Here is a 26,232-nt window from a genome sequence, read left to right as displayed (position 1 = left end):
GCGTTATTCCAGCGCAAGTATCGTATCAACAAGTGTATCAAAGGGGGCTTTGTCGGACGGCGAAGCCAGCAAAGGCAGCCCGATAAGGGATGCTTGAAGGGCGCGGGCAAAGTCGCGATTGCGCAGGCCAAGTTGGGCCAGAAGGCGGGTGATATAGTTCAACCGTTCCTCGTCTACTTCAGCCAGAACAGCGCGGACATCACCATCATGCTGCGCCCAGATGCGCAACTGCGGTTCGGCACGGTCTGCTAGAATCATATTGCCGAATTGGCGCAACCGCTGGTCTGCGCTGTCATCTCGACCCAGCTGTTCCACCACATGTTGCAATGCATCTGCCTGCCACTGGGCGATTACCGCTTGCTGAAAGGCGGGTACGTCTTTGAAATGCCAGTAGAATGACCCTTTGGTCGTCTTCAGCGCGCGGGAAAGCGGTTCGGCAGCAAGGGCTGTCGGACCGTGATCAGCCAAAGCGGCACGACCGGCGGTGATCCATTTTTCGCGGGAGAGACGGGTACGGGACATAGGCCCTTGTTACGCCCGAGGGCGTAGAGGAGGCAAGTCATGCCTCCTCTGCTTAGTGCGGGTATCAGCCGAGAAGACGACGCGCGATCACCTGTGCCTGAATTTCAGCCGCACCTTCAAAGATATTCAAGATGCGGGCGTCGCACAACACGCGGCTGATTTTGTATTCAAGCGCGAAACCGTTGCCGCCGTGGATTTGCAGACCATTGTCCGCTGCGGCCCATGCCACACGGGCGCCCAACAACTTGGCCATGCCGGCCTCGACGTCACAGCGACGCCCGTCGTCCTTCTCAAATGCAGAGAAATAGGTCAGCTGGCGGGCAACCATGATCTCGACCGCCATCATTGCTAGTTTGGAAGAGACACGGGGGAAGTTGATTAGCGCCTTGCCGAACTGCTTGCGGTCCTGTGCGTATTGCATTGAAATATCGAGCGCGGATTGGGCCACACCAATGGCGCGGGCTGCGGTCTGGATGCGGGCCGATTCGAAGGTTTCCATCAGCTGTTTGAAGCCTTTGCCTTCCTCGCCGCCGAGCAGGTTCTCGCCTTTGACGTGAAAGTCATCGAATGCCAGTTCGTATTCCTTCATTCCACGGTAGCCGAGCACTTCGATCTCGCCGCCGGTCATTCCGTCGGTCGGGAAGGGGTTCGCATCATCGCCGGGTGTCTTTTCCGCAAGGAACATCGACAGGCCTTTGTAGTCTGTCGTGTTCGGATCGGTACGCGCCATCAATGTCATGATCTGGGTACGGGCAGCATGGGTGATCCAGGTCTTGTTGCCTGTCACCTTGTAATCGCCGTTCTCATCCTTGACCGCGCGTGTTCGCAGGGAACCGAGGTCAGAACCGGTGTTCGGCTCTGTGAAGACAGCTGTTGGCAGTGTTTCGGCAGAGGCAATCCTGGGCAGCCACTTTTCTTTCTGCTCTTGCGTGCCGCCTGCGATAATCAGCTCTGCCGCAATCTCGGAGCGGGTCCCGAGCGAGCCGACACCGATGTAGCCGCGGGAAAGCTCTTCGGAAACGACACACATCGACGCTTTGGACAGGCCGAATCCGCCGAATTCTTCGGGGATGGTCAGGCCGAATACACCCATCTCGGCCAGTTCGTTGATCACCTCCATCGGGATAAGCTCGTCCTTGAGGTGCCATTCGTGGGCAAAGGGTTCGACCTTGTCGACCGCATAGCGGCGGAACTGCTCGCGAATCATTTCAAGCTCTTCATCAAGGCCTGAAGCGCCGACAGTGATATTGGCAGACTGCTCCTGCATCAGCTCGACCAGACGGGTCCGTGCGCCTTGTGTATTGCCACCCTGCGTCAGGGTCTGGATGGCAGGTTCCATCTGGCCAAGCATGTCATCCTGGCTCAGGCCCATATCCTGCAGGCGCAGGATTTCGCCCTGGTTCATCTGGATACCGCCGTAGATCTGGCAAAGGTATTCGCCAAATGCGATCTGATGGATCAGTTGTTCAGTCTCGCCGAATTTGCCTTGGGCATTCAGGGCTTCGGCCCATTTCTGCATTTGCTGTAAGGATTGCGTATAGGTTGCCAGCCAGGCCAGGCCGTGGGATGCGGTCTGGTGCTGTTCGACAAGGGCGGCACATACGCGGTCATTGTCGCTGACCAGAGCGCGGACTGCGTCCTTTGCCTTTTCCAAAACAGCCTCGACCGGGGGGACAGCAGCGGCTGTCAAACCAAGCAAGTCATCCAGCAGGACCGGTGCCTGCACGAGTGTCATATCCTGACCATCATGTGCCATATTTTCTATCCTCATATTGTTATCCCGCACATAGCGCCTTCGCAGGTGCAGCACAACAAAGATACGTTTTGCTGCGTCAATTTGGTTTAAAATTGCGCGCCCAAATGTATTGCGGTTTCGTCGTGCAGTCGGAAATGGACCTGTTATGTAGACCTATGGACGCGCTTTTCCCATTTCTGGGCCCGCTCACGGGTCTGCTTGCTTTGACTATCGCCTTCTGCGCGGGATTCGTCAAAGGCGTGGTCGGTTTCGCGATGCCGCTCGTGCTGATCTCAGGGCTGACGCTGTTTCTCGCGCCGGAACTGGCGTTGGCTGGCCTGATCATCCCGACTTTGATGTCTAACGGCGTCCAAGCGTTGCGGCAGGGGCCACAGGCGGCTTGGGAGTCGATCAAGGCGTTCCGGTATTTCCTGATGGCAGGCGGCGTGACGCTGGTGCTGGCCGCTCAAATGGTTCGGGTGGTGCCCGAAGAAGTTCTGCTGTTCGCGATCGGTTTGCCTGCGTTTTCCTATGCGGCGCTGCAATTGCTGGGCGTGTTGTTCTCCATCAAACGTCGCAGCGCGGTCGTCGAGACAGCGGTGGGGGCGGTTGCTGGCGTAATGGGCGGGCTGGCCGGGGTCTGGGGGCCGCCGACAGTCATGTATCTGACAGCGCTTGGCACGCCGAAAGGGGATCAAATGCGGGTGCAAGGCGTGATCTACGGCATGGGCGCTGTGGCGTTAACACTCGCGCATACCGGATCAGGCGTGTTGCGTGCAGAGACACTGCCGTTTTCACTAGTATTGGTTCTACCAGCCCTGATCGGAATGTGGGCTGGCGGTAAATTCTCTGATCGCGTGGATCAACGCACGTTCAAGCGGTTTACCTTGATCATGTTGCTGATCGCTGGGGCAAACCTGATGCGGCGCGCGCTGTATTAGGCTTAACCGCGGCGGGCGACCGTTACACCTGACACGTCTTCTATAAAGGTCACGATGCGCGTTTTAATCTCGTCGTCCTTAATAGAGGCAAGCGCGCTTACAATCTCCATGCCGGGGTCTTTTTGAGGCGCGCTGTTTTCGTTGTCATGCAGGCCTTCGAAAAAGAAAGACGGCGGCACATCCAGAATCTGGGCAAGTTCAAACAGGCGGCTGGCTGCGACACGGTTTGATCCAATTTCGTATTTCTGAATTTGCTGGAAGGACAAGTTCAGTTTCTTCGCAACATCCGTTTGGGACAAACGCCGGAGGGTGCGAATCTGTTTGAGTTTGCGACCGACGTGCAGATCGACGGGATGTGACATAAGTGTTAACCTCTGGTTGTGTATCCTCAGGGTTATTCGCTAAAACACCATATTCAATCAATTGCATACATTTGGTTATCTTTGATACACGGATAGATAGTCGAAGTATTAAATTTATTATATTGATGTATTATTTGTTTACCCAATCAGTTATAAAGATAACACTATGAATGCTAATCCAAGTTTTGAAAGTGGTACGACGGTCCCTGAAGCGAGTGCGCCGCCAGCGCTCTTGTTCGAGATGATCCGTTCCTTTGTCACTTTGGCCTCCACGCTAAATTTAAGTCATGCAGTCAAGGTACTTGGCAGCACCCGGCAAACCGTGAGGCGGCATATTTTGAACCTCGAAGTCGAGATGAAAGGGCCGCTTTTTTTCGTTGAGGAGCGCCGATACGTCCTGACCGATCTCGGCAAAAGGGTGCTACCTGGCGCGAAAGACATCCTTGCACGGGGCGAGATCTGGCTTGGCGGTGGCGCAGGGTCAGTTGGGGCGCTGCAGTTCCTCAAGGCGCATAAGGGCGATTGGGACTTCTACCAAGAGCAGAAACCGATGGGATTGATCTGGCAGCAGGAGCACTTAATTCTGCGCGAGGCCTTCCGTGCGTGGACAATGGCGGGCGGCCACATCCAAAGTCCACATTTTGCGCATATTCGGCCGTACCTGATGATCTACCGCGAATCAGGCAATAAATGGATTTGCGTCGAGTTCGGCGAGAAGTCTGCATATGTGGATTGGTTCGGTCTGGATTACGCCCGCTCAAGCGTCGGGCTGGCGATTGGTGAATTGCCCGCCGGAGAGGCATTTGGCCATATGCTGAACGAGGCATTTTTTGATGTGCAGGCAACGCAGCTGGCCCGTCTGGATCACGTTTTTACAAGAATGCCGGACGAGGATGGCCAAGGATGGGCCCCGATGGCCTACGAACGCCTTATGATATCAGGGTTTTTCCCGGATGGCTCCCTTGCGGTAATGACCTTGGTAAATCCCACTGCTAGTGTTCAAATCACTGGTTTGCCCAGCGAGGATCTTGCCGCATTGGCTGATCTGAGCATCCCGGCGCTCGACTTGGCGGATGCCAAGTTCGAGGCATTGGCCTCGGGTGAAGGCCCCTGAACGACAAGATTTAGCCGACGAGATTCAAATTGCGGGTATTTCCATGCCTTTTGTCCTACTTTAACGGGTGAACGGACAAGGAGGCACTAGGCCATGACGTTTCAATTTTCGAATGGTCCCGCTGCTTTGGTCGCGGCCAGCAATACGATTCTTGCTGGACACGGGATTGATGTGACCATCAGCAGTGATTTTACCGAGTATGCGCGTGTTATCGCGGAAGAAAGACCTACCCAGAAACTGGGCGACCCCTTTAATCCAGAACTTCATCCCCTTGGGGATGGAAACGGCTTCTGGCTGATCGGGCGCAATAGCGATGGGGTTTTGGTACATACCCAGGCATTCAAGACCATCGATTTGACTGGCCTGCCGCTCAGCCAATATTTGCGGCGCAACTATTGTAAGTTTCCACCGCCGATCCCGGGTGTGGATTTTTCAAGATCCCGCTATCGTTCGTCACCGGGTGCACATGGAATCAGAGGCAGCACAGTTTACCATGGTGAGGTCTGGATGGCACCGGAGGGCACGCTTTACCGAGGAAACGGGCTGTCGACCGTTCTGACACGTTTCGGCCTGACGGAAGCGATCCGGCGTTGGGATCCTGACTGGATCTTTGCCTTTATGGTACGTGCTGTCGTGTTCAAAGGCTTTTCCAGCCGGGTCGGCTATATGCACTGCGAACCTGGGGCGTTGAACTGGGCGGTGCATGGGCGCGAAAAGCTGATCGAGGCGTTTCTTATCTATCTTAGCCGTCAAGATGCGAAATACATGCTCGATATCCCGATCGAGGATTTGGTGGCTGAAGCGGGCTGATCGTTTTTGTCGTTGCACAAGAGCCTTATCGGGCGGCTCTTGTGCGCATTTGCGTTAGCCGATCGCGGCTGATTTCACATCATCGTCGATGAAGGGCAGGTACTGCTCAAAATTGGACGAGAACATGCCAACCAGTTTAGCTGCCTGACGGTCATAGGCCTCGGGGTTGTCCCATGTGCGGCGCGGATCAAGCAGGATGTCCGGCACACCCTGTACCGCGACGGGCACTTCGAAACCGAAGTTCGCGTCCTTGCGGTATTCAACGGACGCCAGTGCACCTTCCAACGCGGCCGTCAGCAAGTTGCGCGTTGCCTTGATCGGCATCCGGCTCCCGGTGCCATAAGCGCCGCCGGTCCAGCCCGTATTCACCAACCAGCAAGTCGCGCCGTGCTGGGCGATCTTTTCGCGCAGCAGGTTGCCGTAGACTTCCGGCCGACGTGGCATGAAGGGCGCGCCAAAGCAGGTGGAGAAGGTCGGCTCAGGTTCGGTCACGCCGCGCTCTGTGCCCGCAACCTTGGAAGTAAAGCCGGACAGGAAGTGATACATCGCCTGCGCCGGGGTGAGCCGTGCGATGGGGGGCAGCACGCCAAAGGCATCGCAGGTCAGCATGATGATGTTCTTCGGGTGTCCGCCGACCGCTTTCTCTGACGCATTCGAAATATAGTGCAGCGGATACGCGCAGCGCATGTTCGCCGTCAGTGAGTCGTCGTCAAAATCCAGTTCCTTGGTCTCTTCATCGTAGACCATGTTTTCGATCACGGTACCGAATTTCGACGTAGTGTCGTAAATCTCCGGCTCCGCTTCGCGGCTGAGGTTGATTGTTTTGGCGTAACAGCCCCCCTCAAAGTTGAAGGTGCCGTTGTCAGACCAGCCATGTTCATCGTCGCCGATCAGAACGCGCTGCGGATCTGCGGAAAGTGTTGTCTTGCCCGTACCGGACAAACCAAAGAACACAGCTGTATCAACAGGATTGCCTACCGCATGGTTGGCAGAGCAATGCATCGGCATGATGCCTTTTTCAGGAAGAAGATAGTTCAGCAGTGAGAAGACGGATTTCTTGTTCTCGCCCGCATACTCCGTGCCGCCGATCAGGATCAGCTTCCGGTCAAAGTTCATCGCGATAACGGTCTCTGACCGGCAATTGTGTTTTTGCGGATCAGCAGAGAAGCTGGGGCAGTTGATCACTGTGAAGTCGGCGATGAAATCATCCAGATCGGCACGGTCCGGGCGGCGCAGCATGTGGCGGATGAACAGGCCATGCCATGCCAATTCGGTGACCATGCGTACGTTGATCGAATGACGCGGGTCCGCACCGCCGACCAAATCCTGGACGAAATATTCCTTGCCCTGCATGTGGGCCAGCATGTCTTCATAAAGCGCGTCGAACCCTTCGGGCGACATCTCGGCGTTGTTTTCCCACCAGATTTTTTCGGCCACGCTGGCGGTCTTGACCACATGTTTGTCTTTGGGAGAGCGCCCGGTAAACTTGCCGGTGGTGACCAAAAAGGCACCGCCATTGCCCAGTGTGCCCTCGTCCCGCTTCAGCGCGGTTTCGATCAGCGCGGGTTCCATCAGGTTGTAATAGACATCGCCCAACCCGGTGATCTGTTGATCCTCAAGGCGGAACTGCGGGTTTACCCGTCCAAATGTCATGTAATCTCTCCTGTAGGCGCACGTGTTTCAGGCGCAGAGCTTAAGAAAGGGCGGATGCGCCCGTGGCCCTGGATCAGGCCATGTGTGGCTCTTAACACGATGATTTGCGAAATGAACAGACGGCCAAGTGGCAGTTAGCGCCATCATGGCAAACTTTGGCCGCGAAGCGTGAAATAGGACAAAGTCTATGGATCATCGCGGCGGGGAAACTGCGGCAATTTAGTCATTCCTAACCAAATTATGGCGGAAATATGGCCAGAGGCTTGGGTGATTCGCAGTTAGAGATTGATTCGCCGGGCAAAAGTGGTGATCAATGGCTCAAAATACAAAAAACGAAAATTGAGCAGTACAAGGAAACAGGCAATGTCAAAAATTGCGTTGGTGGATGACGACAGAAATATTCTGACGTCTGTGTCGATGACTCTCGAAGCCGAAGGTTTTGAGGTGGAAACATACAACGACGGTCAGGCCGCGTTGGATGCATTTAACAAAAGGCTCCCCGATATGGCCGTGCTCGACATCAAGATGCCGCGCATGGACGGGATGGACCTGTTGCAGCGTCTGCGCCAGAAGACGGCGATGCCGGTCATCTTCCTGACGTCCAAGGATGACGAAATTGACGAAGTGCTGGGCCTGCGGATGGGTGCCGACGACTACGTCAAAAAACCCTTTAGCCAAAGGCTGTTGGTCGAACGTATCCGCGCATTGCTGCGCCGCCAGGATGCGGTTGATACGGGCGAAGTTGGAGATACCGAAGAAACAAAAGTGATGGAGCGTGGCGATCTGCGGATGGATCCACTGCGCCATGCAGTGTCCTGGAAGGGCAATGACGTGTCCCTGACGGTGACTGAATTCCTGCTGTTGCAAGCCTTGGCCCAACGTCCCGGCTTCGTTAAGTCGCGCGATCAGTTGATGGATGTCGCCTATGACGATCAGGTTTATGTCGACGACCGCACCATCGACAGCCATATCAAGCGCTTGCGCAAGAAGATGCGCACCGCCGATGATGAATTCTCTGCGATTGAGACGCTCTACGGTATCGGCTACAGATATAATGAAGAGTGATATTGCCTAAGGGCAATTGCCGAAAGGAATCGTGTGCGTGATCTAAGCACATCTGCGCGGGACGGTGATGTTGTACTGGGCGACGATTGGGTCGCCCCGAACAGCACAGGTGTCGACGAGATGCGCATGCACCGGGAACGGCGGGGGCTTTTCTCGCTTCGGGGCTCCGCGCTGACGCGCAAGATCATCACCTTCAATCTGATTGCCCTCAACATCCTTGTTGCGGGCATTCTCTACCTCAATTCCTCGCGGGATTCATTAGCGGTTCAGCGGGCGGCCGGACTGGTCTCTGAAGCCGAGCTGATCGCCAATGTGTTCGAAGCGAAATTGCCCGATACGGGCGAGGCTGCCCTGTCCGGCGATGGGGCAATTGATGCGGCAGCCACGCTTGACGCGATCGAGCTGCGCAGTGGCATCACCGTTTATATCTACGACACAGTGCCAGAGCTTGTCGCGCGGTCCGAAGGCACGATGACCGTTCGCGAGACAGGCAATGGCGACGATATGCGCGGACCGACATTCCTGACGGATGGGTTGAGCTGGGTCTGGGACAAGCTTTCTGCGCCTTTCAGCAGTGGCAATGCTGCGCCTATTCTGCCGCTTGAAGAGCAGTTTAAACCGCTGATTGCCGGCAGTCTTGAAAACGGTACGCGGATTGAGGACACGCTGGATGCTGAGGGCGGCACGCTCTTTACCGTCCTGACCCCGATCCTGAAGGATGGTACCGAATACGGCGTTGTTGCCATCGTTTCGGCCGCCGGTGAAATCGACCGTCTTGTGCGCGGTGAACGCGAGCGCGTGCTGCGCATGTTCGTGATTGCCACACTTGTTTCCATCGGCCTGAGCCTTGTTCTGGCCTCGACCATTGCCAATCCGCTGGCGGATTTGGCTGCTGCTGCTGAATTGGGTCGCGATAAGGATGCTCGCAAGATGAACCCGGGCCGCATTCGGATCCCCGATCTGACGGCGCGGCCCGATGAGATTGGGCGGCTGTCCGGTGCGCTGCGTGGCATGGTATCGGCGCTATACAACCGAATTGATGGCAACGAACAATTTGCCGCTGACGTTGCGCATGAGATCAAGAACCCGCTTGCCTCTTTGCGCTCTGCCGTGGGCACCCTGCGGATGATCAAGCGCGAAGACCAGCGCGAGAAACTGCTGGATGTGATCGACCATGACGTGCGTCGTCTGGACCGGCTTGTCAGTGACATCTCTAACGCTTCGCGGCTTGATTCCGAACTGGTCAAAGAAGAAGAAGAGCGATTTGACCTTCTTAAAATGGTGGGCAATCTGGGCCAGTATCTGGGTGAGGATGCCCAAAGCAAAGGTATTGATTTCATCACCGACCTTCCGGAGAAGCCCATCTTTGTACACGGGTTGGAAGCGCGCTTGGCGCAGGTATTCGTTAACCTGATCACCAACGCGATTTCCTTTTGCGAAGACGGAGACGCGATTCGTGTCTGGGCCCGCAAGCGCGAAAACCGTGTGCTGGTTGTGGTTGAAGACACGGGTCCCGGCATCCCTGAACAGGCGCTGTCCAAAATCTTCAAACGTTTCTACTCTCAGCGGCCTGACGAACACTTCGGCAACAACTCCGGTCTTGGCCTCGCGATTTCCAAGCAGATCGTTGAAGCCCATGGCGGTGTGATCTGGGCCGAGAATATCCGCCCAACCGAGGCGGATATCACCTCCGACCCATTGGGTGCCCGCTTTGTGGTAGGTTTGCCCATCTGATCTGTCATGAGCAGTGAGTCGCTTCACGAAACGCTTCATGCAACGGCCATCAGTGTTGGCGGACGCGCGGCGTTAATCCTAGGGGCATCGGGTGCGGGGAAATCCACGCTGGCGTTGCAACTTATCTGCTACGGCGCGGTGCTGGTTGCGGATGACAGAACCACTCTCCACGTCAACGGCACCAAACTCATAGCTTCCGTACCGCCTGCCCTTGAAGGCCGCATCGAAGCACGTGGCGTAGGTTTGCTCGAACTACCACAAGCAGGACCGGCGCCCGTGGCGTTGGTGGTCGATCTGGATCGGGAAGAACCTGATCGCCTGCCCCGCCCGCACGACTACAGCGTGCTGGGGGTCACATTGCCGTGTCTTTGGCATCCTGACACCGGCGATTTTGCCGCTGCTGTCTTGCTTTGCCTGCGCCATGGTATACCTCGTCACCCATGAGCGAGAACGCGTCGTCCACTGAAATTGAGCTACCGCCGCGGAAGCGTCGGATCGTTCTGGTCACCGGTGCGTCCGGTGCCGGGCGCTCCACTACCCTTAACGTGCTTGAAGATGCCGGATTCGAAGCAATCGACAACCTGCCGCTGCGCCTTTTGCCTCAACTTCTGGACCAGGGGGCGGGTGATGGCGCACTTGCGCTTGGCATTGACGCCCGCACGCAGGATTTCTCGACCAACGGCGTGACTGACTTGTTGGCTCAACTATCCGCACGAACTGACGTCTCGGTCGAAATGCTCTATCTCGATTGCGCGCCTGATGTTCTGCTGCGCCGCTTCTCTGAAACACGGCGCCGCCATCCTTTGGCTGATGGTGGCCCTCCCATTGCCGGGATCGAGAGAGAGCAGGTTCTCTTGCGCCCCCTGCGGTTCCGGGCAGATGTCCTGATCGAGACCACGCATCTGAACATCCACGAACTGCGTGCCGAGGTAGAGCGGTGGTTTGCCCCCCAAGGCCAGCGTTTGCTCAGTATTTCGGTGCAGTCCTTCTCCTACAAACGGGGCTTACCACGGTCGGTCGACATGGTTTACGATTGCCGGTTTTTGCGGAACCCTTACTGGGAGCCGAGCCTGCGTGAAGGGGATGGCAGACAGGCCAGTGTTGCGGAATTCGTCAGCGCTGATCCGCGATTTGATTCTTTTGCGGATCAGGTGCTGTCGCTGAGTGATCTTCTGCTTCCAGCATTCCGCGAAGAGGGCAAGTCCAACATCTCGATTGCATTTGGCTGTACAGGGGGCCGTCACCGTTCAGTAACCTTGGCAGAGCACCACGCTTTGCGCCTTGCGCAACGGGGGTGGCAGGTGTCAATAAGGCACCGCGAACTTGATCGTCAGTTGGAAGGAAACGGTAGTCAGTGATCGGTATAGTGATCGTCGCACATGGCGGATTGGCGCAGGAATACCTCGCGGCGATTGAACACGTCGTCGGGTCTCAGAACGGCGTTCGGGCAATCGCAATCCACGCTGATCACGACCGGGATGGCAAGCAGGAAGAGATCTGTATCGCTGCCGATGAAGTTGACCAGGGCCAGGGCGTTGTGGTTGTCACCGACTTGTTCGGCGGCTCGCCGTCCAATCTGTCGATGCGCGCCTGTCAGCCTGAGAACCGGCGCATTCTATACGGGGCGAATTTGCCCATGTTGATCAAATTGGCGAAATCGCGCCAGATGGATGTGCCCGATGCCGTGCGTGCCGCTCTTGAGGCTGGTAAGAAATATATCGACAGCCAAAATGTCAGCGTCAGCTAAAGGCCCCAAAATGACCCAGGTTTCTCTGAAAATTGTAAACGAAAAAGGGCTTCATGCCCGTGCGTCAGCCAAACTGGTCGAAGTGGTCGAGGCATTCGACGCCCGCGCCGAGGTCGCCAAGGATGGCATGACTGCATCAGGCGATAGTATTATGGGTCTTTTGATGTTGGCAGCTGCACGGGGAAGCACTATTGAAGTGACGACTTCGGGCCCGGATGCGCAGGCGCTGGCCGAGGCCTTGACCGCGTTGGTTGCGGACAAGTTTGGCGAGGGCCACTAGGGCCTGCAAGCGGACCTGAAAAGGGGATCTTCTTGGTCGATGAGGCACAGTCCATAGCGGAGCCGAGAGCCGATACAGATGCACCGGTCAAATACGACCGCAGCAGTTTGTCTTATGCCTCCACGTTCAGCGATCCGGTGAAATCGCGGATCATCGGGCTGATCGAATTGCTGACCGGAAAGCTCACGATTTTGCGCCTTGTGCGCAAGTTCGAGCGTGCCGGCGCGCCCACAGGGCAGGCGTTCTGGCGTGGTGCGCTTGATACGATGGGGATCGACCTGACCACCCCGCAGGACCAACTCTCCCGCATCCCCCGTGAAGGGCCCGTGGTCGTTGTCGCCAATCATCCGCATGGCATGGTTGATGGTATGATCTTTGCCGATCTGATCGGCAGAGTCCGCCCCGATTATCGCATCCTCACACGCTCGCTCCTGACGTCTATCGACGAAGTCGCTGGTAGCTTCATGATCCCCGTGCCGTTTCCGCATGACCCTGATGCCCAGCGCAAGGGTGTTGAGATGCGTGCGAAGGCGATGAAACACTTGCAGAATGGCGGTGTCGTGGCGCTCTTTCCGTCCGGCGTGGTGGCGGCGTCCGAGACATGGTGGGGGCCAGCAGTCGAAGCGGAATGGAACGTCTTTACCGCAAAGATGATCCGCCGCTCCGGTGCGACAGTCGTGCCGATGAAGTTCCCCGGCCAGAACAGCCGCGCCTACCAGATCGCCAACAAACTCAGCCCGATGCTGCGTCAGGGTCTTTTGCTGCATGAAATCGTGCATGCCTGCAACAAGCCACAAGGGCCGATTGTGGGCCATCCGATCCCTCACGCCGAAATCGAAGCCCGCGCCGATGATCCGCGCGGTTTCATGGCTTGGCTGCGCAAGCACACGCTCTCGCTAACCGACTGAACCGCGCCCCGACCCGCAGGCGCACCAATTCGCAGTCGCAGTGCCGCCCTACTTTCTCTTTTTGGCCTTATATACCGTCCGCACTCTCAACCCAAGCCGCCCGCTTGTGTTTCAGCGCGTCGGCGTCGGCGTGTCGCCGCGATAGTCATAAAACCCGCGCTGGGTCTTGCGACCAAGCCATCCTGCTTCGACATATTTCGTCAGCAAGGGGCAGGGCCGGTATTTGGTATCTGCCAGACCGTCGTGCAAGACATTCATAATCGCCAGACAGGTATCCAGCCCGATAAAATCGGCCAGCTCCAATGGACCCATCGGATGGTTGGCCCCCAGCTTCATAGAGCTGTCGATGGATTTGACGTTACCGACCCCCTCATAAAGCGTATAGACCGCCTCGTTGATCATCGGCATCAGGATCCGGTTCACGATGAAGGCCGGGAAATCCTCTGCCGCCGCCGCGGTCTTGCCAAGCTTTTCGACGACTGCGTTGCAGGCCGCATAGGTTTCCTCGTTCGTCGCGATGCCCCGGATCAATTCAACCAATTGCATCACAGGAACGGGGTTCATGAAGTGGAACCCCATGAACCGCTCGGGCCGGTCGGTCCGGCTGGCCAGTCGGGTGATCGAAATTGAGGACGTATTTGACGTCAGGATCGTCTCGGGCTTGAGGGAGGGCAACAGGTCTTCAAAGATCGCCTGCTTGACGGTTTCCCGCTCGGTTGCGGCTTCAATAATCAGGTCGCTCTTGCCCAAATCGGTCAGCGTGGTTGTGGTGCCGATGCGCTTCATCGCCTCGACCATCTCTTCATCGGTGATTTTGCCGCGTCCGGCCTGTCGGGCCATATTGCCCTCAACGATCTTCATCGCATTTTCCAGCGCTTCGGCGCTGACGTCCGTAAGCATCACCTCATACCCGGCCAAAGCCATCACATGCGCAATGCCGTTGCCCATTTGGCCCGCGCCTACAATCCCGATTGTCTGGATGTCCATCAAAGGTCCTTTCTAGGTCTTCGGGGTACAATAGGGCGGGCAGGGGGCGCGCCGCAAGGGCAGCGTTTCACTCAAACACATGGCAAATGCTGCGTTTAACAGAATCGCAAGCCCGCTTTGTCAAACAGGGCCTTGGGTGAGTAAAACAAGGTGGGTGAGATGACCTATGACGCATTGGGGCAGGGTCCCCTAGACTATCTGCCGTGCCGTTATGGCACGTCGAAACTTTTGTTCCGGGGTCCCCGGCGCGAGCTGAAAGAGCCGTATCTGTCCTTTATCGGCACAACCGAAACATACGGAAAGTTCATCGAAACGCCGTTTCCGGCCCTGGTCGAGAAAGCCACAGGACTGACCTGTGCAAACTTCGGTCAGATCAACGCGGGTATTGATGCCTTCTCTTCTGATCCTTTTGTCATGGATGCGGCATCCGGTTCAGACATTGCTGTTATTCAGGTGATGGGGGCGCAGAATATGACGAATCGCTTTTATGCGGTGCATCCGCGGCGCAACGATCGGTTCGTAACGACAGCATCTCTATTACGTACGATCTACCGCGAGGTGGATTTTTCGGACTTCCATTTCAATAAACACATGCTGAACTGCCTCAAACAAACATCGGCGGAGCGCTTTGCCGCCGTTCGCCAAGAGCTTCAGGATGCCTGGAGCGCGCGTATGCGTCTGATGCTGAAACGCATTACGGGCAAGTCCATTGTGCTGTGGTTTGCGGATCATGCACCGGAGGATGAGAGCGACGATGGAGCCGGCGACCTGGGCCGTGATCCGTTGTTTGTCACCCGTCAGATGATGGATGAGATTGCGCCATATTGCACATCTGTTGTCGAAGTGGTCCCGTCCAAGAACGCGCTATCGCGCGGCACCGAGGGCATGATCTATGATGACATGGATGTTGTTGCTGCCTCTGGAATGCTTGGTCCGGCGGCGCATGCCGAGGCTGCGGAAGCGCTTTGTAACGCCATTGCAGCCTTGCGATAAAAAAGGCCCGCCGATGAAGGCGGGCCTTTTGAACTTCGTTTGAGGCAGGATCAGAGTTTGTCGATAAACTCTGGCACGGCCTCGAACAAATCGGCCACGAGCCCGTAGTCGGCAACCTGAAAGATCGGCGCTTCTTCGTCTTTGTTGATGGCGACGATAATCTTGCTGTCTTTCATACCGGCAAGGTGCTGGATCGCACCGGAAATGCCGACGGCGACATAAAGCTCTGGGGCCACGACCTTACCGGTCTGGCCAACTTGCCAGTCGTTCGGGGCATAGCCACTGTCAACCGCAGCACGCGATGCGCCAACGGCGGCACCCAACTTGTCGGCCAGTTTCTCGATCAGCGCAAAGTCTTCTTCGGAACCGACACCGCGACCACCAGACACAACCACACCAGCAGATGTGAGTTCGGGGCGATCTGACTCGGCGACCTTGTCTTCAACCCAGCTCGACAGGCCTGGATCAGCAGCAGCACCGATGGTTTCGACAGAGGCGGAACCGCCTTCGCCTGCTGCATCAAAGGACGCGCCACGGAAGGTGATGACCTTCTTGGCGTCCGAGGATTTGACGGTCTGCACCGCGTTGCCTGCATAGATTGGACGTTCGAATGTGTCGGCATCCACCACGCCGGAGGCGTCGGAGATGATCATTACATCCAAAAGAGCCGCGACCCGTGGCATCACGTTCTTTGCGTCTGTGGTTGCCGGGGCGACGATGTGGTCGTAATCGCCCGCGAGCGACACGATCAAGGCGGCAGTGGATTCCGCCAACCGATGGCCCAATGTCTCGTCTTCAGCGACAAGCACCTTGGACACGCCGTCGATTTTGGCAGCGGCTTCACCCGCAGCTGCGGCGGTGCCACCTGCGGCCAGAATAGTGATATCGCCCAGTGACTTACATGCGGTCACGGCCTTGGCAGTGGCATCCATTGCCAGTTCGCCATCGGTGATTTCTGCAAGGAGTAGAACAGCCATTTACACAGCCCCCGCTTCTTTGAGTTTCGCAACCAGTTCATCGACTGATCCGACTTTGATGCCCGCAGCACGTTCGGCTGGCTCGACCGTTTTGACGATTTCCAAGCGGTTCGCGACGTCGACGCCATAGTCGGCTGGTGTCTTCTCTTCCAAAGGCTTTTTCTTTGCCTTCATAATGTTGGGCAGCGATGCATAGCGCGGCTCGTTCAAGCGCAGGTCAACAGTGATGACTGTCGGCATGGTCACTTCAATGGTCTGCAAGCCGCCGTCCACTTCGCGTGTGACTTTGGCCTTGTCGCCCGAAATCTCGACGTCAGAGGCAAAGGTCGCCTGTGACCACCCCATCAGCGCCGCCAGCATCTGGCCGGTCGCGTTCATATCGTTGTCGATCGCTTGTTTGCCGCACATCACCAATCCGGGCTGCTCTTCGTCCACGATCCCCTTGAGGATCTTGGCCACAGTCAGCGGTTCGATGTCATTGTGCACATCATCGGAGGCGACGACGAGAATGGCCCGGTCTGCACCCATTGCCAGTGCGGTACGCAGAGTTTCCTGCGCCTGCTTGACGCCGATAGAGACCACAACGACCTCTTCGACCTGACCGGCTTCTTTCAGGCGGATCGCCTGTTCGACCGAAATCTCGTCAAAGGGGTTCATCGACATTTTGACATTGGCAAGATCAACACCCGATCCGTCCGCTTTGACGCGCACTTTCACGTTGTAGTCGATCACGCGTTTGACAGGTACAAGCACCTTCATGAGCGTTACTCTCCTTGGTTGCTGCCCAGCCTTTGGGGCGGAGCGGTTTATCTCTCTTGCGCTGGTTTAACGAAACAAATCACGTCAAAACAGGGCAAAATCGGCATCTGCGGCACTTAGGACGCCGCGTTTCGTGTCTGAGCGCGGCCATCGGCTTTGTTTGCATGGTTTCATACCATGCGAAAACAGAGCTCCCGCTTCGTTTAGCTGTCCTAGCGGTTGGCACCCGGCACCCACAGGACATCTTTCTTGCCGGTATCATTCGCCATGCGGGCGGCGACAAAGAACCAATCGCTGAGCCGGTTCAAATACGTCACGGCCGCCACATTCACGTCTTCACGTTCGGACAACAACATCGCAAGACGCTCTGCCCGGCGGGCCACTGTGCGGCAAACATGCAGGTGCGCCGACAGTTTTGATCCACCTGGCAGGATAAAACTGCGAAGTGGCTCGAGTTGTGATGTCATCAGATCAATCTCGGCCTCGAGCCGGTCAACTTGTGCAGGCGCCATGCGCAGCGGCGGATATTCTGCGTCTTTATCGGCGGCCATATCGGGACGGCACAAATCGGCACCAAGATCGAACAGATCATTTTGTATGCGCGACAGGGCGGCATCTGTTTCGCCCGTCGCCTCAAGTCGCGCCACACCCACAAAGCAGTTCAATTCGTCCGCCGTGCCATAGGCTTCGACGCGTGCATCGTGTTTCGCAACCCGGTCCCCGTTGCCAAGTGCTGTTGTGCCTTTGTCTCCGGTTCTCGTGTAAATCTTGTTCAGCACAACCATCAGCTTGCCCCCCCGCGCAGCCAAACGAACGCCAGTATCAGCGCCACCGCAATGAATTGTGCGATGATCCTGTAGCGCATCAACCGGTTCGCGTTTTTCTTGTTAAAAGCCCCGCCGCCGGCGAATCCCCCCAAACCAATCATCAAAACAACCAGGACAGCGAACACCGCCAGCAGAACGATGGTGAAAAGTGGATCTTCGGTCATGGTATTCCCCTTTGTCAGGCACCGAGATGTAGCCGCGTTGTCGCGCTGTGCAAGGGCTATTGGCGCCCCATAATCCTATCAAGTAGGCCCGTCGGCAGGATGCGCCGTGCGAAACCGGCGAAATAAGTAGGGAGTGTGACGTAGTAACGCGGCTTTGGTCGCTGGCTTTCGATGGCATGGATCAGTTTGCCTACCACCGCATCTGGCTCCAGTTGAAAGGAGGCCTTGTTCACCGAATCGTACAACCGTTTGCGCAGCTGGTTTTCGTATTGCGCGGCGCGCGGGCTTTTGGTCCACTCGATCCAGCGTTCAAACTGCGCTGCCGCGTTCTTGCGGAAATCCGATGTGATTGGCCCCGGCTCGATCAGGATTACCTCGATCCCGGTGCCTTTCATTTCTTGCCGCAGCGTATCGCTCAGTCCTTCCAACGCGAATTTCGTGGCATTATAGGCCCCGCGCCAGGGAGTGGAGATGAGACCCAACACCGAGGAACATTGCACAATCCGGCCGGCCCCTTGGTCGCGCATCACGGGGATCACAGCACGGGTCAGTGTGTGCCAGCCAAAAAAGTTCGCCTCGAATATGCTGCGCAGCGCATCGGTGGGCAGGTCTTCGACAGCACCGGGAATGGCAAAAGCACCGTTGTTAAAGACCGCATCCAGCCGTCCGCCCGTCGCGTCAAGCACCTGCGCAAGGGCGGCATGGATGCTGGATTCGTCCTGATAGTCCAAGAGCGGCGCGTCGAAACCTTCACTCTGCAAGCGGGCGCAGTCCTTGGTCTGACGACAGGCGGCAAAGACGCGCCAGCCCCGGTCGCGCAAGCTGTGCGCTGCAGCATAGCCGATGCCAGTGGAACATCCGGTGATCAGAATAGATCGCTTGGACGGGGTTTCTGACATGAAAAAGGCCTCCGGTATCACCGCAGGCCTTTGATCGCGTGAGTTGGGTGTCAAAGCAACCTGTCAGCTGCTTTCAAGCAGGAAATCCGCCATCCAGCCGCCGGGGCCACCGTCGATTGGCTCAAGCCGGACCCAGCCGTTGCCATCATCCTGGAGAATTTTCACCGCGTCACCGCGCACCAGACGGGCGACAATGCCAAAGTCTGTGCCCGGTCCGCCACGCACATTCACTCGGTTGCCGGTGACGGTGCGGATGTCGCCCGCTGCGGAGGTAGGAATAGAATGCCCGCTGGTCACGCCATCATTCGGGTCAATCAAACTGGGGATGATCGCGGGCGTATCTGCCGAAGAGGTCACAGTTGCCACGTTTTGAGGCACAGCTTGCTGCTCTTGCGCGTCGGCGGTGACGGCGCTTTCGAGTTCTGTCAGGTTCAACGCCACCCGTGTTACATCGCCCGTTTGTGGTGGATCAGTATCTACGAAAACCTTCGGCGCATCCGCAACGATCACAGGGGCGGGCGCAGGTGCCGGCTTTTGCGGTTTCTCCGCCTCAATGGCAGCTAGGCGTGCTTCGCGGATCGCGCCAGCATCGAAATCACTGCCACCGCTCATCTCGTAAAAGGCCCAGCCGAGAAAGCCGAACGACAATAACATGAACCGTATCATCACCTTACCCCACATTCGTGATTCTTGATAGTTTAACACAAAAAATAGCGTCAAAGTTCCAATAGCGTTTAATTCGGTAAACGATAGACGGGAATTCACAGAAACCTTTCCCCCGTGGCATCTGTGCCAGAATGGTCGCAACCGCATCAGCAAGCGCTTGCTGAGACGGCATCACGGAGATACAAAAACCGTCATGTCAGATATCACCGATCCCCCCGAGGTTGATCCTCGCAATATCTCGGAACCGCTGCGCCTTGCGCTGGGCGACCGCTATCTGACCTATGCTTTGTCTACCATCATGCATCGTGCCTTGCCGGATGCCCGCGATGGGCTCAAGCCCGTGCACCGTCGTATCCTTTATGCGATGCGCGAATTGCGGCTGGCGTCGAACGGGGGATACCGTAAGTCGGCCAAGATCAGTGGCGATGTGATGGGCAACTATCACCCGCATGGCGACGCTGCGATCTATGATGCGATGGCGCGGCTGGCGCAGGACTTCAACGTCCGGTACCCGCTGGTCGACGGGCAAGGCAACTTTGGCAACATTGACGGGGATAACCCCGCTGCCAGCCGCTATACCGAAGCGCGGATGACCGCAGTCGCAGAAGCGATGCTCGAAGGGCTGAACGAAAACGCCGTCGATTTCCGCGAGAACTACGATGGCACGCTGACCGAACCTGCGGTGCTGCCTGCGCAATTTCCGAATCTGCTGGCCAATGGATCAAGTGGCATCGCGGTGGGCATGGCGACGAACATACCGCCGCACAACATTGCCGAGCTTTGTGACGCTTGCATCCACATGATCAAAGTGCCCGATTGTCGGGACGAGACGTTGTTGAACTATGTGCCCGGGCCCGACTTTCCGACGGGCGGCATCATTGTTGAACCGCCCGAGAACATCGCGACCGCCTATCGCACGGGCAAGGGCGGCTTCCGCCTCCGCTGCCGCTGGGAGGTTGAGGATCTGGGCCGTGGACTGTGGCAGATCGTGGTCACCGAAATTCCCTATCAGGTGCAAAAGGGCAAGCTGATCGAGAAGATCGCCGAGCTGATCCAGACCAAGAAAATACCCATTCTGGCCGATGTCCGGGATGAAAGCGCCGACGACATCCGCATGGTGATCGAGCCGAGGTCCAAGAACGTGGACCCTGAAGTCTTGATGGGCATGCTCTATCGCAACTCCGATCTAGAAGTGCGGTTCTCGCTGAACATGAACGTGCTGATTGACGGGGTCACTCCGCGCGTCTGTTCGATGAAGGAAGTGCTGCGCGCCTTTCTTGATCACCGTCGCGAAGTGCTGCAACGCCGCTCGACGCACCGGATGGAAAAGATCGACCACCGGTTGGAAGTACTCGAAGGCTTTATCATTGCCTTCCTGAACCTTGACCGTGTGATCGACATCATCCGCTATGACGATGATCCCAAGGCGGCCCTGATGCGCGAGGATTGGGGCAAAGACCACGTTCGTGCGATGGACGAAGCCGACTACGTATCGCCACCGCCCGGAGAGGGCGAGCTGTCAGACGTGCAGGTCGATGCGATCCTGAACATGCGCCTGCGCTCTTTGCGCCGTCTGGAAGAGCTGGAGTTGCTTCGTGAACAATCCGAGCTAATGGAAGAACGCGCCGGGCTGGAAGACCTGCTGGAAAGTGCGGATTTGCAGTGGCAGTCCATCACCGAGCAGTTGAAGGCGACCAAAAAGCAATTTGGCAAGGATTGGGTCGGCGGCGCACGTCGCACCACCTTTGCCGAAGCGGGCGAGGTCGAGGATGTGCCGCTTGAGGCGATGATCGACAGAGAGCCGATCACTGTGGTCTGTTCGCAGATGGGCTGGATCAGGGCGATGACCGGCCATATCGATCTGGCCCGCGACTTGAAATTCAAAGACGGTGACGGGCCGCGCCACATCTTCCATGCTGAAACCACGGACAGGCTCTTGGTCTTTGGATCAAACGGTCGGTTCTATACGATATCTGCGTCAAACTTGCCCGGCGGGCGTGGCATGGGTGAACCCCTGCGCTTGATGGTCGATCTCCCTAATGAGGCACAGATCGTCGCGCTGTTCATTCACCGGCCTGAAGGCAAATTGCTGCTCGCGTCCTCTGCGGGTGACGGATTTGTGGTGCCTGAGGCCGACGTTGTCGCGCAGACGCGCAGTGGCAAACAGGTGTTGAACGTGCGGGCACCTTCGCAGGCGCTGGTGTGCAAGCCGGTGACCGGCGATTCGGTGGCGACCGTTGGCGAAAACCGCAAGGTGCTGGTTTTTGGTCTGGACGAGCTGCCGGAAATGGGACGCGGCAAAGGCGTACGCTTGCAGAAATATAGGGACGGTGGACTGTCGGATGCGACAACTTTCACCCGCGAGGAAGGGTTGAGCTGGCTGGACCCGGCGGGCCGCACCCGGACAGAGACAGAGCTGGCCGAATGGACCGGCAAACGGGCTTCTGCCGGGCGGATGGCCCCGCGTGGGTTCCCGCGTGACAACAAGTTTACGTCCTGACGCCTGTGTTGGGATGAGCGATACGTCGATCCAGACAGGCCCCTGGGCCGCAACCCCGAAAATGCGCAGCGCAGCGCCAGTGGGTCCAGCAGATGACGGGACAATGCGGGTCGATTTCACAGGACGGCGCGGGGCGCTGTTCTGGTTGGCGCTCAAGACCGGGTTTTTCACCATTCTCACGTTGGGCTTTTACCGGTTCTGGATGAAGACGCGGCTGCGGCGGTGGTACTGGTCCGCCATGCGGCCCGGTGGGCATCCCATGGAATATGCTGGCGATCCAATTGAAAAGCTTTTGGGGTTCTTCATCGCTGTGGTGATCCTGACGTTCTACATTGGTCTGGTGAACCTCTTGCTGATGTTCGTCAGCTTCTCGGTCTTCAACTCCTCGGTCATCGGCTATCTGGCCAGCTTTGCCGGCGTGATCCCATTGTGGTTTTATGCACGCTATCGGGCGCGACGTTACGTTCTGGCGCGCACGCGCTGGCGCGGTGTGCGCTTTGGGTTGGAAAAGGGCGCCTGGGGTTATGCCTGGCGGGCGCTATGGTATTGGTTCTGCACGATTGTCACGCTGGGTATCCTTTGGCCGCGCATGACGTTCTTGTTGGAAAAATACAAAACGGACAGGATGTTCTTTGGGTCTGCGCGGCTTTATCAAGGCGGCCGATGGCCCATGCTCTACCGCGCGACGCTGCCCTTTGTTTTTAGCTTGATCGCGCTGGGTGCCAGTATCGCGTGGGTATTCTATATTGATCCGGTATTTGATGGTGACGCCATCACCGCGACCCAGTTGATCAAGGAACTTGATGATGCAATGAACGGGAGCTGGTCGTCTTTTGATTTGCTGGGGCCAGAGCGGCTTTTGCTGATCCCGATCACTCTGTCCGGCCTGCTTTTCGGGGCGATCTATTACCGGTGGGTCAGCAAGCGGATTATGGCCAATCACAAGCTTGGTCCCGGCGTGCAGTTCGCTTCTGCTCTCAGCGGTGTGCGCGTAACCTTTATCTATGTGCTGGGCAATTTCATCGCCTATCTGACACTTGTGCTGGGGCTTGTCTCTCTCGTGCTGCTGGCGCTGGTGGTGTTCGTTGGGGGGGATATGGTGCTGGCTGACGACATATGGGGAAGAAACTATCTTGCCGATCTGCCGCGTTGGATATCGGTTGTAGTGTTCGCCGTCTTGTATCTGACGTTTTTTCTGCTTTGGGGCGTGCTCTATAATACATTTGTGACCTTTCCGCTGATGCGTCACATGGCGCGTACCACCACGCTGCCGGTGACAGAGGGTTTGGGATTGATCAGCCAAAGGGACCGCGATGATTTTGCCGAGGCAGAAGGCTTTGCCGAAGCTCTGGATCTGGGGGCTGCGATATGAGCCTCGGGTTTGATGGCCTGGGGGCCGCCTATTTTGACGGTGACAGGCCAGAGCCACAGGAGGTCAGCCTGCATATTGCCAGCGGCATGTTGCAGATTGGATTGGATGACGGCGATACCCTGCGTTGGCCTGTAGGTGAAGTCCGCCAACTGCCTGATCATGCCGGCAAGACGGGAGTTGTCCTGCGCCGTATCACCGATCCGGTCGGGCGGCTGTACCTGACGGATAAATCTGTGTTGGAGCATTTGCCCCATCTGACGCGGCGCGCACCGCCAAAGGGACGCGGGCGGTTGGTGGCCTGGGCTGTGGCTGCGGTGGCCGCTGTGGCGTTTCAAATATTTGTCCTGGTTCCTCTGCTTGCGGATAATCTCGCAGGCTTCATCCCGCCCGGAGGTGAACGTGCGCTGGGCGAGGCGACCTTTGGTCAGATACGCGAAGCCTTGGATGAATCCGGTTTGAGCCCGCTGGAGATTTGCGAGGGCGCGGAAGGGACTGCGGCGCTGAACGCCCTTGTGGGCCGTTTGGGCGGAGACCGCGATTTCAGTCAGGAGGTTACCATTTCGGTGCTGGACCACGAAATGGTCAACGCCTTCGCGCTGCCCGGCGGCTTTGTTGTCCTGTTCCGCGGCTTGATCGAGGCGGCGAATGGCCCGGACGAAGTGGCCGCCGTGCTCGCTCATGAGATTGGCCATGTGATCAGCGCCGATCCCACGCGCCACGCGCTGCGCTCTGCGGGATCAATCGGTGTGCTAGGCCTGCTGTTCGGTGATTTTGCTGGCGGTGCGGTGGTACTGTTTCTGGCCGAGCGCTTGATCGCCGCGCAATACAGCCAGGCAGCCGAGATCGGTGCGGATACGTTTGCCCATGATGTGTTGGCGCAGGCGGGCATCAACCCCGGTGCGCTGAGCGACATGTTTGAAAACATGCGGGCCAAGACCGGAGACGTGGACGGTCTGGTTGCCCATTTCCTGAGCCATCCATCGCTTGGTGATCGCATTAATGCGGCACAGGCCGAGGTGGAGGAAGACGCGGTTTACACCCCGTCAATGATGGACGCAGACTGGGCCGCCGTGCAAACGATCTGCGACTAGGCGGGTTCTGTTATTAACCGAACATCGCCCTGTGGGCGCAGGGGCAGGTTTATCGCCGCCTCCTGCAACTCTGCGTCATCGGCCATCGCAATCCCTTTGGTGTTCGGAACGAAGGTAAACGGCTGACCACGCCCCGCAAACGTGGCAATTGATTGCACCTTGAGGGGGCGTGCGCTATCGCTTGGGGGTGTTACCGGAAAGTTCGCGCCATGATCCGCCTGTTTGCCATTCTGACCTGTCTTTCGATCCTGACTGCCTGCAATGGCGCACGTGACTTGCAGGACGCACCGGTGCCATTGGGCGATTTCAATTTGGTGCATAACATCGCAGTGGCACCCAAAGCGCAGAAAGGTCCGTTAAGCCGTACTGTGAGCGAAGAGGTTCTGGCCAAGGCACTTTCTGATGCCACGGAAGAACGCTTTGGCCGCTACAATGGCAGCCGGGATTACCATTTCGGGATGAGTGTTGAAGGCTATGTGCTGGCGCAGCCCGGTATTCCGCTGGTGTTTTCGCCCAAATCCATCCTGATCATCAAGCTGACTGTTTGGGACGATGCCAAAAACCTCAAGCTGACACCCGAGCCGCATACGATCACGGTGCTTGAATCGCTTGATCAGGGGCCGGTTGTCGGGTCTGGCTACACCAAATCTGCGGAAGAGCAGTTAAAAAACCTGTCACAGAATGCGGCCAAACAGATCGAGAACTTTCTTGTGAAGCAAAACAAGGAACAGGGCTGGTTCAATGGCTCACCTGTCGCGGTCGGCGAATCTGTTGCAGAAGACCCTGCATAACGCTGGCATCGCGGCCGCGGCTTTTGGCATCGCAGACGACCAAGCAGATACACTCTTGCGACTATGACGTTGTAGATCACGCAGCCGCGTGAAACACGCTTGATTTTACCGCCCAGACCCAATACATCGCCCGCCATAACGGTGCAGGGCGTGTTGTCGTGTGCCGAAGAAGGTCCGGGCCCCTGTGGCCCCTCAAATACATAAGGGTGCTACCACCATGGCAAAGGCAAAGTTTGAACGTAACAAACCGCACGTTAACATCGGCACAATCGGCCACGTTGACCACGGTAAGACGACATTGACAGCGGCGATCACGAAGTACTTCGGTGACTTCCAAGCCTACGACCAGATCGACGGTGCGCCCGAAGAGAAAGCACGTGGCATCACGATCTCCACAGCGCACGTCGAGTACGAGACGGAGACACGCCACTACGCGCACGTCGACTGCCCCGGCCACGCCGACTACGTCAAGAACATGATCACCGGTGCCGCCCAGATGGACGGCGCGATCCTGGTTGTGAACGCAGCCGACGGCCCAATGCCCCAGACGCGTGAGCACATCCTGCTCGGCCGTCAGGTTGGCATCCCGTACATGGTTGTTTTCATGAACAAAGTGGACCAGGTGGACGACGAAGAGCTGCTGGAGCTGGTCGAGATGGAAATCCGCGAGCTGCTGTCCTCTTACGAGTACCCGGGCGACGACATTCCGATCGTCGCGGGTTCCGCGCTGGCGGCGATGGAAGGCAACAAACCTGAAATCGGTGAAGAGAAAATTAGGGAATTGATGGCAGCTGTGGATGAGTACATCCCGACGCCTGCCCGTGCTGTAGACCAGCCGTTCCTGATGCCTGTGGAAGACGTGTTCTCGATCTCCGGCCGTGGTACGGTTGTGACCGGCCGTGTCGAGCGTGGCGTGATCAACGTGGGCGACGAAATCGAAATCGTGGGTATCCGCGACACCAAGAAGACCACATGTACCGGCGTGGAAATGTTCCGCAAGCTGCTGGACCGTGGTGAAGCGGGCGACAACATCGGCGCTCTGCTGCGTGGTGTGGACCGTGAAGGTGTTGAGCGTGGCCAGGTGCTGTGTAAGCCCGGCTCCGTGAACCCGCACACGAAGTTCGAAGCCGAAGCCTATATCCTGACCAAGGAAGAGGGTGGCCGTCACACGCCGTTCTTTGCGAACTACCGTCCACAGTTCTACTTCCGGACAACAGACGTCACCGGCACCGTTCAGCTGCCCGAGGGCACTGAAATGGTGATGCCTGGCGACAACCTGAAGTTCGACGTAGAGCTGATCGCGCCCATCGCGATGGAGCAGGGCCTGCGCTTCGC

At 57.3% G+C, this 26,232-nt stretch carries 27 protein-coding genes; 16 read left to right on the top strand and 11 right to left on the bottom strand.

The window, feature by feature from the left end:
• Positions 1-3: 3 nt before the first annotated feature.
• Both Z945_RS0106755 and Z945_RS0106750 read right to left on the bottom strand, forming a co-directional pair.
• Complete coding sequence (locus Z945_RS0106755; RefSeq protein ID WP_025051340.1) at positions 4-522, bottom strand: TetR/AcrR family transcriptional regulator; 519 nt, start codon at positions 520-522, stop codon at positions 4-6.
• Positions 523-586: 64 nt separating this feature from the next.
• Complete coding sequence (locus tag Z945_RS0106750) at positions 587-2,278, bottom strand: acyl-CoA dehydrogenase family protein (RefSeq protein WP_025051339.1); 1,692 nt, start codon at positions 2,276-2,278, stop codon at positions 587-589.
• 155 nt (positions 2,279-2,433) lie between these two features.
• Between Z945_RS0106750 and Z945_RS0106745 the strand changes: the two genes are divergently transcribed.
• On the top strand, positions 2,434-3,198 hold the full coding sequence (locus Z945_RS0106745; RefSeq protein ID WP_025051338.1) for a sulfite exporter TauE/SafE family protein: 765 nt from the start codon (positions 2,434-2,436) through the stop codon (positions 3,196-3,198).
• A 2-nt stretch (positions 3,199-3,200) separates the two neighbouring features.
• Here the strand turns inward: Z945_RS0106745 and Z945_RS0106740 are convergent, their stop codons facing one another.
• Positions 3,201-3,560, bottom strand: a complete 360-nt coding sequence (locus Z945_RS0106740; RefSeq protein WP_025051337.1) for a helix-turn-helix domain-containing protein — start codon at positions 3,558-3,560, stop codon at positions 3,201-3,203.
• A 166-nt stretch (positions 3,561-3,726) separates the two neighbouring features.
• Here Z945_RS0106740 and Z945_RS0106735 point away from each other — a divergent pair, with 166 nt between their 5' ends.
• Together Z945_RS0106735 and Z945_RS0106730 are read left to right on the top strand one after the other, a co-directional pair.
• Positions 3,727-4,674, top strand: a complete 948-nt coding sequence (locus Z945_RS0106735; RefSeq protein ID WP_025051336.1) for a helix-turn-helix domain-containing protein — start codon at positions 3,727-3,729, stop codon at positions 4,672-4,674.
• A 93-nt stretch (positions 4,675-4,767) separates the two neighbouring features.
• A complete protein-coding gene (locus Z945_RS0106730; RefSeq protein WP_025051335.1) occupies positions 4,768-5,484 on the top strand; it encodes a hypothetical protein in 717 nt (238 codons plus the stop codon).
• Positions 5,485-5,538: 54 nt separating this feature from the next.
• Here Z945_RS0106730 and Z945_RS0106725 read toward each other — a convergent pair whose 3' ends face one another.
• A complete protein-coding gene (locus Z945_RS0106725) occupies positions 5,539-7,137 on the bottom strand; it encodes a phosphoenolpyruvate carboxykinase (protein WP_025051334.1) in 1,599 nt (532 codons plus the stop codon).
• 363 nt (positions 7,138-7,500) lie between these two features.
• Between Z945_RS0106725 and Z945_RS0106720 the strand changes: the two genes are divergently transcribed.
• The 7 genes from Z945_RS0106720 to Z945_RS0106690 are packed head-to-tail and all read left to right on the top strand — an operon-like array spanning position 7,501 to position 12,871.
• Positions 7,501-8,202: a response regulator transcription factor gene (locus Z945_RS0106720; protein WP_025051333.1), complete on the top strand. Its 702-nt coding sequence runs from the start codon at positions 7,501-7,503 to the stop codon at positions 8,200-8,202.
• A 33-nt stretch (positions 8,203-8,235) separates the two neighbouring features.
• Entirely contained in the window at positions 8,236-9,936 is a 1,701-nt protein-coding gene (locus tag Z945_RS0106715) for a sensor histidine kinase (RefSeq protein ID WP_025051332.1), read from the top strand.
• 6 nt (positions 9,937-9,942) lie between these two features.
• Positions 9,943-10,380, top strand: coding sequence for an HPr kinase/phosphorylase (locus Z945_RS0106710; protein WP_025051331.1), 438 nt, complete (start codon positions 9,943-9,945; stop codon positions 10,378-10,380).
• The gene (gene rapZ / locus Z945_RS0106705) at positions 10,377-11,294 is read left to right on the top strand and encodes an RNase adapter RapZ (protein ID WP_025051330.1); all 918 of its coding nucleotides are present in this window, start codon (positions 10,377-10,379) and stop codon (positions 11,292-11,294) included. The genes Z945_RS0106710 and rapZ overlap by 4 nt, the downstream gene beginning before the upstream one ends.
• The gene (locus Z945_RS0106700) at positions 11,291-11,683 is read left to right on the top strand and encodes a PTS sugar transporter subunit IIA (RefSeq protein WP_025051329.1); all 393 of its coding nucleotides are present in this window, start codon (positions 11,291-11,293) and stop codon (positions 11,681-11,683) included. Before rapZ ends, Z945_RS0106700 begins: the two co-directional genes overlap by 4 nt.
• 10 nt (positions 11,684-11,693) lie before the next feature.
• The gene (locus tag Z945_RS0106695; protein WP_025051328.1) at positions 11,694-11,963 is read left to right on the top strand and encodes an HPr family phosphocarrier protein; all 270 of its coding nucleotides are present in this window, start codon (positions 11,694-11,696) and stop codon (positions 11,961-11,963) included.
• 32 nt (positions 11,964-11,995) lie between these two features.
• Complete coding sequence (locus Z945_RS0106690) at positions 11,996-12,871, top strand: lysophospholipid acyltransferase family protein (RefSeq protein WP_025051327.1); 876 nt, start codon at positions 11,996-11,998, stop codon at positions 12,869-12,871.
• A 111-nt stretch (positions 12,872-12,982) separates the two neighbouring features.
• Here the strand turns inward: Z945_RS0106690 and Z945_RS0106685 are convergent, their stop codons facing one another.
• Positions 12,983-13,858 carry a 3-hydroxybutyryl-CoA dehydrogenase gene (locus Z945_RS0106685; protein WP_025051326.1) on the bottom strand — a complete coding sequence of 292 codons (876 nt, stop codon included), beginning with the start codon at positions 13,856-13,858 and terminating at the stop codon, positions 12,983-12,985.
• 159 nt (positions 13,859-14,017) lie between these two features.
• Between Z945_RS0106685 and Z945_RS0106680 the strand changes: the two genes are divergently transcribed.
• Complete coding sequence (locus Z945_RS0106680; RefSeq protein WP_025051325.1) at positions 14,018-14,851, top strand: DUF6473 family protein; 834 nt, start codon at positions 14,018-14,020, stop codon at positions 14,849-14,851.
• A 50-nt stretch (positions 14,852-14,901) separates the two neighbouring features.
• Here Z945_RS0106680 and Z945_RS0106675 read toward each other — a convergent pair whose 3' ends face one another.
• The 6 genes from Z945_RS0106675 to Z945_RS0106650 all read right to left on the bottom strand — a co-directional run bounded on the left by Z945_RS0106675 (position 14,902) and on the right by Z945_RS0106650 (position 19,131).
• Entirely contained in the window at positions 14,902-15,828 is a 927-nt protein-coding gene (locus Z945_RS0106675) for an electron transfer flavoprotein subunit alpha/FixB family protein (protein ID WP_025051324.1), read from the bottom strand.
• Positions 15,829-16,587, bottom strand: coding sequence for an electron transfer flavoprotein subunit beta/FixA family protein (locus Z945_RS0106670; RefSeq protein WP_025051323.1), 759 nt, complete (start codon positions 16,585-16,587; stop codon positions 15,829-15,831). It lies immediately after the preceding gene.
• 212 nt (positions 16,588-16,799) lie between these two features.
• Positions 16,800-17,372, bottom strand: coding sequence for a cob(I)yrinic acid a,c-diamide adenosyltransferase (locus Z945_RS0106665; protein WP_025051322.1), 573 nt, complete (start codon positions 17,370-17,372; stop codon positions 16,800-16,802).
• Positions 17,372-17,578 carry a twin transmembrane helix small protein gene (locus Z945_RS0106660; RefSeq protein ID WP_025051321.1) on the bottom strand — a complete coding sequence of 69 codons (207 nt, stop codon included), beginning with the start codon at positions 17,576-17,578 and terminating at the stop codon, positions 17,372-17,374. Before Z945_RS0106660 ends, Z945_RS0106665 begins: the two co-directional genes overlap by 1 nt.
• Positions 17,579-17,634: 56 nt before the next feature.
• Positions 17,635-18,477 carry an SDR family oxidoreductase gene (locus tag Z945_RS0106655; protein ID WP_025051320.1) on the bottom strand — a complete coding sequence of 281 codons (843 nt, stop codon included), beginning with the start codon at positions 18,475-18,477 and terminating at the stop codon, positions 17,635-17,637.
• A 63-nt stretch (positions 18,478-18,540) separates the two neighbouring features.
• Positions 18,541-19,131, bottom strand: coding sequence for an SH3 domain-containing protein (locus Z945_RS0106650; protein WP_241434476.1), 591 nt, complete (start codon positions 19,129-19,131; stop codon positions 18,541-18,543).
• A gap of 205 nt (positions 19,132-19,336) precedes the next feature.
• On the opposite strand from Z945_RS0106650, the gene Z945_RS0106645 reads away from it, so the two are divergent.
• From Z945_RS0106645 to tuf, 5 genes are all read left to right on the top strand, one after another.
• Positions 19,337-21,643 carry a DNA topoisomerase IV subunit A gene (locus tag Z945_RS0106645; RefSeq protein WP_025051318.1) on the top strand — a complete coding sequence of 769 codons (2,307 nt, stop codon included), beginning with the start codon at positions 19,337-19,339 and terminating at the stop codon, positions 21,641-21,643.
• A complete protein-coding gene (locus Z945_RS0106640; RefSeq protein ID WP_241434475.1) occupies positions 21,621-23,015 on the top strand; it encodes a DUF898 family protein in 1,395 nt (464 codons plus the stop codon). Before Z945_RS0106645 ends, Z945_RS0106640 begins: the two co-directional genes overlap by 23 nt.
• Positions 23,012-24,106 carry a M48 family metallopeptidase gene (locus Z945_RS0106635; protein WP_025051316.1) on the top strand — a complete coding sequence of 365 codons (1,095 nt, stop codon included), beginning with the start codon at positions 23,012-23,014 and terminating at the stop codon, positions 24,104-24,106. Before Z945_RS0106640 ends, Z945_RS0106635 begins: the two co-directional genes overlap by 4 nt.
• A gap of 209 nt (positions 24,107-24,315) precedes the next feature.
• The gene (locus Z945_RS0106625; protein ID WP_025051315.1) at positions 24,316-24,897 is read left to right on the top strand and encodes a hypothetical protein; all 582 of its coding nucleotides are present in this window, start codon (positions 24,316-24,318) and stop codon (positions 24,895-24,897) included.
• 217 nt (positions 24,898-25,114) lie between these two features.
• Positions 25,115-26,232 (top strand): elongation factor Tu (gene tuf, locus Z945_RS19490; protein ID WP_037970756.1); only part of this gene is annotated, 1,118 nt, incomplete at its 3' end.

The organism is Sulfitobacter noctilucae (genome assembly GCF_000622365.1).
GTDB classification, from domain to species: Bacteria; Pseudomonadota; Alphaproteobacteria; order Rhodobacterales; family Rhodobacteraceae; genus Sulfitobacter; species Sulfitobacter noctilucae.
This window is presented reverse-complemented; position numbering and strand designations above follow the sequence as displayed.

Bases quoted from the DNA above. Each gene is read 5' to 3' on its own strand.
- Z945_RS0106720 (WP_025051333.1), top strand. From the start codon at position 7,501: ATGTCAAAAATTGCGTTGGTGGATGACGACAGAAATATTCTGACGTCT.
- Z945_RS0106755 (WP_025051340.1), bottom strand. From the start codon at position 522: ATGTCCCGTACCCGTCTCTCCCGCGAAAAATGGATCACCGCCGGTCGT.
- Z945_RS0106665 (WP_025051322.1), bottom strand. From the start codon at position 17,372: ATGGTTGTGCTGAACAAGATTTACACGAGAACCGGAGACAAAGGCACA.
- rapZ (WP_025051330.1), top strand. From the start codon at position 10,377: ATGAGCGAGAACGCGTCGTCCACTGAAATTGAGCTACCGCCGCGGAAG.
- Z945_RS0106635 (WP_025051316.1), top strand. From the start codon at position 23,012: ATGAGCCTCGGGTTTGATGGCCTGGGGGCCGCCTATTTTGACGGTGAC.
- Z945_RS0106650 (WP_241434476.1), bottom strand. From the start codon at position 19,131: ATGTTATTGTCGTTCGGCTTTCTCGGCTGGGCCTTTTACGAGATGAGC.
- Z945_RS0106645 (WP_025051318.1), top strand. From the start codon at position 19,337: ATGTCAGATATCACCGATCCCCCCGAGGTTGATCCTCGCAATATCTCG.
- Z945_RS0106750 (WP_025051339.1), bottom strand. From the start codon at position 2,278: ATGGCACATGATGGTCAGGATATGACACTCGTGCAGGCACCGGTCCTG.
- Z945_RS0106680 (WP_025051325.1), top strand. From the start codon at position 14,018: ATGACCTATGACGCATTGGGGCAGGGTCCCCTAGACTATCTGCCGTGC.
- Z945_RS0106740 (WP_025051337.1), bottom strand. From the start codon at position 3,560: ATGTCACATCCCGTCGATCTGCACGTCGGTCGCAAACTCAAACAGATT.
- Z945_RS0106685 (WP_025051326.1), bottom strand. From the start codon at position 13,858: ATGGACATCCAGACAATCGGGATTGTAGGCGCGGGCCAAATGGGCAAC.
- Z945_RS0106660 (WP_025051321.1), bottom strand. From the start codon at position 17,578: ATGACCGAAGATCCACTTTTCACCATCGTTCTGCTGGCGGTGTTCGCT.
- Z945_RS0106625 (WP_025051315.1), top strand. From the start codon at position 24,316: ATGATCCGCCTGTTTGCCATTCTGACCTGTCTTTCGATCCTGACTGCC.
- Z945_RS0106730 (WP_025051335.1), top strand. From the start codon at position 4,768: ATGACGTTTCAATTTTCGAATGGTCCCGCTGCTTTGGTCGCGGCCAGC.
- Z945_RS0106695 (WP_025051328.1), top strand. From the start codon at position 11,694: ATGACCCAGGTTTCTCTGAAAATTGTAAACGAAAAAGGGCTTCATGCC.
- Z945_RS0106670 (WP_025051323.1), bottom strand. From the start codon at position 16,587: ATGAAGGTGCTTGTACCTGTCAAACGCGTGATCGACTACAACGTGAAA.
- Z945_RS0106655 (WP_025051320.1), bottom strand. From the start codon at position 18,477: ATGTCAGAAACCCCGTCCAAGCGATCTATTCTGATCACCGGATGTTCC.
- Z945_RS0106745 (WP_025051338.1), top strand. From the start codon at position 2,434: ATGGACGCGCTTTTCCCATTTCTGGGCCCGCTCACGGGTCTGCTTGCT.
- Z945_RS0106710 (WP_025051331.1), top strand. From the start codon at position 9,943: ATGAGCAGTGAGTCGCTTCACGAAACGCTTCATGCAACGGCCATCAGT.
- Z945_RS0106725 (WP_025051334.1), bottom strand. From the start codon at position 7,137: ATGACATTTGGACGGGTAAACCCGCAGTTCCGCCTTGAGGATCAACAG.
- Z945_RS0106675 (WP_025051324.1), bottom strand. From the start codon at position 15,828: ATGGCTGTTCTACTCCTTGCAGAAATCACCGATGGCGAACTGGCAATG.
- Z945_RS0106735 (WP_025051336.1), top strand. From the start codon at position 3,727: ATGAATGCTAATCCAAGTTTTGAAAGTGGTACGACGGTCCCTGAAGCG.